This is a genomic window from Propionivibrio sp., from assembly GCF_049316945.1.
Classification (GTDB): Bacteria; Pseudomonadota; Gammaproteobacteria; order Burkholderiales; family Rhodocyclaceae; genus Propionivibrio.
This window is the reverse complement of the sequence record NZ_JBMOJE010000217.1, coordinates 1-4,824: the sequence shown is the minus strand read 5'-3', so window position 1 is coordinate 4,824 and position 4,824 is coordinate 1. Positions and strand designations below refer to the sequence as shown.

Sequence of the window (4,824 nt, the reverse complement as noted above, 5' to 3'; positions counted from 1 at the left end):
CCGGCTACTACGTCACCTGGAGCGGCCAGTTCGAGAACATGGAACATGCCATCGAAAAAATGAAGGTGGTCATTCCGTTCACGCTTGGGAAGCGGTCAAGGTAAAGTGCCTGGAATTGGAGCGCAAGCCAGATGTCGGCGACCTCTACGCCGCCGTGATGGAAGGCGCCGTCGAGCGCGTGCGCCCGAAAATGATGACCGTGGTAGCGATCATGGCCGGCCTGCTGCCGATCATGTGGGGCACCGGTACCGGCTCGGAAGTCATGAGCCGCATCGCCGCGCCGATGGTCGGCGGGATGATTTCCTCGACACTACTGACCCTGGCGGTGATTCCGGCGATCTACGCGCTGGTCAAGCAATGGCGCATTGAGCATGGGATGGAAAATTGAGCACTGTGCGGCAAGTATGGCTGCAAGCCTCATGGAATGGCGATCTGCAAGCAACACTACTGAAGAATGGCGTATTCATTGCATTTCAAGCCAGCCTCACTGTAGAACGCCATTTGACGGTCCTTGCAGAGCGTGTGCTTGGCTCAACTCGGGCAAATCGTAGGGCGCCGTTCAGCCATCGATGGTCATCAAGCCGAGCATGCGCGGAATCTGATAGTGAGCGGGAAGACGGATCGGCTAAGCCGGGAATGGCTGGGGCATGAGCAGAAATAGACTTCATCCTTGCAGATCGTCCATTGAGACTCCATAATTGCATGGATGATCAAACGTAATCTCACCCCTCTACTCACCGACGCCATCGCCCATTCGCCAGCGGTGGCCTTGCTCGGACCGCGTCAGGTCGGCAAGACCACATTGGCGCTCGAAATCGGCTCGCTCAGGATCGGTGGACGTGAAGCACTGTATCTTGACCTCGAATCAGAACAGGATCGCGCCAAACTCGCGCAACCCGAACTCTATCTTGCCGACCACCAGGACAAACTCGTCATCCTCGACGAAGTGCATCGCGCCCCAGCGCTTTTTCCCGTACTGCGCGGACTCATCGACCGGGGCCGTCGCGCCGGGCAAACGGCGGGGCAATATCTGCTGCTCGGATCCGCTTCGCTCGACCTGCTCAAACAAGCCGGTGAAACGCTGGCCGGACGTATCGCCTATCTCGAACTGACGCCTTTTACCGTGAGCGAAACGTCCGCCATCGCGGGAGACGAACTGTGGCTGCGCGGTGGCTTTCCCGAAAGTTTCCTGGCGCCGAGCGCATCCCGCAGCCTGCGCTGGCGACAGGATTTCATCCGCAGCTATCTCGAGCGCGACATTCCCCAGTTTGGTCCGCGCATTGCCGCCGAAACCCTGCGCCGATTCTGGACCATGCTCGCCCACCATCAAGGCGGTCTGCTCAACACCGCGCAGTTCGCCCGCAATCTTGGTGTCGACGCCAAAACCGCCGCCAGTTACCTTGACCTGCTGGTCGATCTGCTGCTGGTGCGCCGCTTGCCGCCATGGCATGTCAATATCGGCAAGCGGCTGATCAGATCGCCCAAGGTCTATGTGCGCGACAGCGGCCTGATCCATGCGCTGCTCGGCATTACCGACAAGGAAAACCTTCTGTCCCACCCGGTGGTCGGTCAAAGCTGGGAATGCTTCGTCATCGAAAACCTGCTCGCTTCAGCACCGGATAGTGTTCAAGGCTATTTTTACCGCAGCAGCGGCGGTGCCGAAATCGACCTGTTGCTCACCTGGCCGGATGGCAAACAATGGGCCGTGGAGATAAAACGCAGCCTGACGCCAAAACTCGAACGCGGATTTTACGCCGCCTGCGCCGACCTCAAGCCACAGCGAAAATTCGTCGTCTATCCGGGGATAGAACGCTACCGACTGGCCGAGGACATCGAGGTGATTTCTCTCGCGCAACTGGCCAGCGATCTCGCCGGACTGAATCTGCGGCTGGAATAATGCCGGGAACCATGGCAGAAGCTTCGCAGGAAACCGTGTCCCCGAGTTTTCCTTGCCGGATTAATCCCTGCGCCACTCAATATCTGCAGCCAGTCGCATATATGATCCGGACATTCCGGCGACGTGTTAGTATCTGCCCTCCTCGTGGCGCCATTCATCAGTCTTGGCGCCCGTCCGATCAGGCTTGGCATTCTCGTTTCGCCTGACCCACATATCCCTGAGTGTTTGCCCAGACTGGTTCGTGCATTGCCGGTTACCCCGCGCACGCATGGCAAACGCCTGGAGTTCTCACGCATGAAATTTACCGAACTGGGTCTCGTACCCGAGATCCTTCTTTCCATTGCCGATCAAGGCTATGAAACCCCTACCCCGATCCAGGCGCAGGCGATTCCCGTCGTGCTTGCCGGGCGCGACCTGATGGCCTGCGCGCAGACAGGCACCGGCAAGACCGCCGGCTTCACCCTGCCGATTCTCAATCGTCTGGCCACCTCCAGGGTGACCGGGCCGCGCAAGATCCGGGTGCTGATTCTGACGCCGACGCGCGAGTTGGCGGCGCAGGTTGAAGAAAGCGTTCGTACCTACGGCGCCCGCTTGCCGTTCAAATCCCTCGTTATGTTTGGCGGCGTCGGTATGAATCCGCAGATTTCAGCGCTCAGAAGCGGCATCGACATTCTCGTTGCCACGCCCGGCCGTCTGCTCGATCACGCGCAACAGCGCAACGTCGATCTTTCGGGCGTCGAGGTGCTGGTGCTCGACGAAGCCGACCGCATGCTCGACATGGGATTCATTCACGACATCAAACGTATCATCAAGCTGGTGCCGAAGAAGCGCCAGAATCTGTTGTTCTCGGCAACTTTCTCGGATGAAATCCGCGCCCTGGCCAGTGGTTTCCTGATCGACCCTGAATATGTCGAGTCAGAGCGGCGCAATACCGCACCCGATCTGGTCAAGCAGTACGTTTACAAAGTCGACCGCGAGCGCAAGCGCGATTTGCTGGTCGAGTTGATTCGTGACAAGGGCTGGTATCAGGTACTGGTATTCACGCGCACCAAATGGGGCGCCAACGGGCTGGCCGACAAACTGCTCAAGGCCGGTATCGAGGCCGACGCCATTCACGGCAACAAGAGCCAGAACGCCCGCACCCGGGCACTGGCCAACTTCAAGAGCGGCAAGCTGCATGTGCTGGTCGCCACCGACATTGCGGCGCGCGGTATCGACATCAACGAATTGCCGCATGTGGTCAATTTCGAGTTGCCGAACGTCGCCGAGGATTACGTGCATCGCATCGGTCGTACCGGCCGCGCCGGCACCGAGGGTGCGGCCGTCTCGCTGGTCTGCGTCGATGAACTCAAACTGTTGCACGACATCGAGCGCCTGCTCAAGAAGCAGATTGACGTGGTGGACTATCCGGATTACGCACCCGATCCGAGCATTCGTGCCGAGCCGATCCTGATGCGCTCGGCCGGAGCTCGTGGCGGTCAGCGTTCGCCAGGCGGCCGTCCGGCCGGAGGTGGTGGCGCACGCCCAGGCGCAGCAGGTGGAAACCGCGCCGGAACTGGCAAGCCGCCAGCAGGCGGTGCGCACCGCAGTGGCAGCAGGCACCGCTGAAAGGGCGTCAATACGCCATCGCAGCGTGGCATGCTCCAGGATCCGCATCAACACTGGCTGATGCGGAATGTGTGCTGAAGATGCCCGTATCCATTGCTTTGCAGGCCGTTTCTGGATCGTTTCATGCACCAGCCTTTTCTCTCAGTCATCATTCCCGTTCTCAATGAAGCGGCGGGAATTCGTACGCAACTTGAAGCGCTGCGCATCTTGCGTAGCAAAGGTGCTTCGCTGATTATTGTCGACGGTGGCAGCGAAGACGACACGGTGATGCTGGCAAGACCTCTGGTTGATCAAATTGCCATTTCTCCACGCGGCCGCGCGCTGCAGATGAACGCTGGCGCACGAAGCAGCAGCAGCGAGGTGCTGCTTTTCCTGCATGCCGACACCACCCTTCCCGCTTCCGCCTTTGATCGTGTGCATGAAGCCATCAAGGACGGTACGTCATGGGGACGATTCGACGTGCGCATCGATGGTGCTCACCCCTTGTTGCGCATCGTCGAGCGCATGATGAACTGGCGCTCAAGGCTGACCGGCATCGCTACCGGCGATCAGGCGATTTTTGTTCGCCGCGAGGTATTCGAGCAGATTGGCGGTTTTCCCGAATTGCCCTTGATGGAGGACATTGCCCTGTCGACGAGCCTGAAACGGATGGCCCCCCCAGCATGCCTGCGCGACCGCGTTGTCACCTCGGGACGGCGCTGGGAAAAACACGGCGTTTTGACCACCATCCTCCTCATGTGGCTTTTGCGTGCCGAGTTTTTTTTCGGTGCAGACCCCATCAAACTGGCCGTTCGCTATGGCTACCAGCCCGGTCAGCGGTGATTCGGTGGACATCGCCATTTTTGCCAAGGCACCGCAGCCAGGCGCCGCCAAGACAAGGCTGATTCCCGCGCTGGGTGTCGCTGGTGCGGCACGTCTGCAACGTCGACTGACTTTGAATGCCCTGCAACTCGCCACCTGCTTCGAGTCTGAAAAGGTGACCTTGTGGTGCGCCCCGGACACGCATCACCGTTTTTTCCGCGCACTGAATGTTCATCGTGGAGTAAATATCTGCCGCCAATCTGGGATGGACCTTGGCGCACGCATGGCGCATGCCTTTGCGGCTCATGGCGGCCCGCTGTTGCTGATCGGAACCGACTGCCCGGCGCTGCAAACCGCCCATCTCGCTGCTGCAGCCAAATTGCTGCGTGATGGTCACGATGCGGTCTTCATTCCGGCAGAAGATGGCGGTTATGTACTGGTCGGACTGCGCTGCCCGCAACCGAATTTCAGATTTCTTCTGTTAGGACCCAATTGGTTTGGCACTTTTCACACCAGCG

Annotated in this window: 4 protein-coding genes and 1 pseudogene; all 5 read left to right on the top strand. The window is 59.4% G+C overall.

Annotated features, from left to right (window positions below; translation table 11 throughout):
* Window positions 1–388, top strand: a pseudogene (locus ACOYNV_RS25640) (efflux RND transporter permease subunit); the annotation flags it as partial.
* Window positions 389–706: 318 nt separating this feature from the next.
* The gene (locus ACOYNV_RS25635) at window positions 707–1,897 is read left to right on the top strand and encodes an ATP-binding protein (RefSeq protein WP_422902649.1); all 1,191 of its coding nucleotides are present in this window, start codon (window positions 707–709) and stop codon (window positions 1,895–1,897) included.
* A 123-nt stretch (window positions 1,898–2,020) separates the two neighbouring features.
* Complete coding sequence (locus ACOYNV_RS25630) at window positions 2,021–3,505, top strand: DEAD/DEAH box helicase (protein WP_422902648.1); 1,485 nt, start codon at window positions 2,021–2,023, stop codon at window positions 3,503–3,505.
* A 123-nt stretch (window positions 3,506–3,628) separates the two neighbouring features.
* The gene (locus ACOYNV_RS25625; RefSeq protein ID WP_422902647.1) at window positions 3,629–4,327 is read left to right on the top strand and encodes a TIGR04283 family arsenosugar biosynthesis glycosyltransferase; all 699 of its coding nucleotides are present in this window, start codon (window positions 3,629–3,631) and stop codon (window positions 4,325–4,327) included.
* Window positions 4,302–4,824, top strand: a 523-nt coding sequence (locus tag ACOYNV_RS25620) for a TIGR04282 family arsenosugar biosynthesis glycosyltransferase (RefSeq protein WP_422902646.1), incomplete at its 3' end; no start/stop codon positions are given. The genes ACOYNV_RS25625 and ACOYNV_RS25620, both read left to right, overlap by 26 nt.

Excerpts from the sequence above, each read along its gene's own strand:
- ACOYNV_RS25635 (WP_422902649.1), top strand. The coding sequence starts at position 707 with ATGATCAAACGTAATCTCACCCCTCTACTCACCGACGCCATCGCCCAT.
- ACOYNV_RS25625 (WP_422902647.1), top strand. The coding sequence starts at position 3,629 with ATGCACCAGCCTTTTCTCTCAGTCATCATTCCCGTTCTCAATGAAGCG.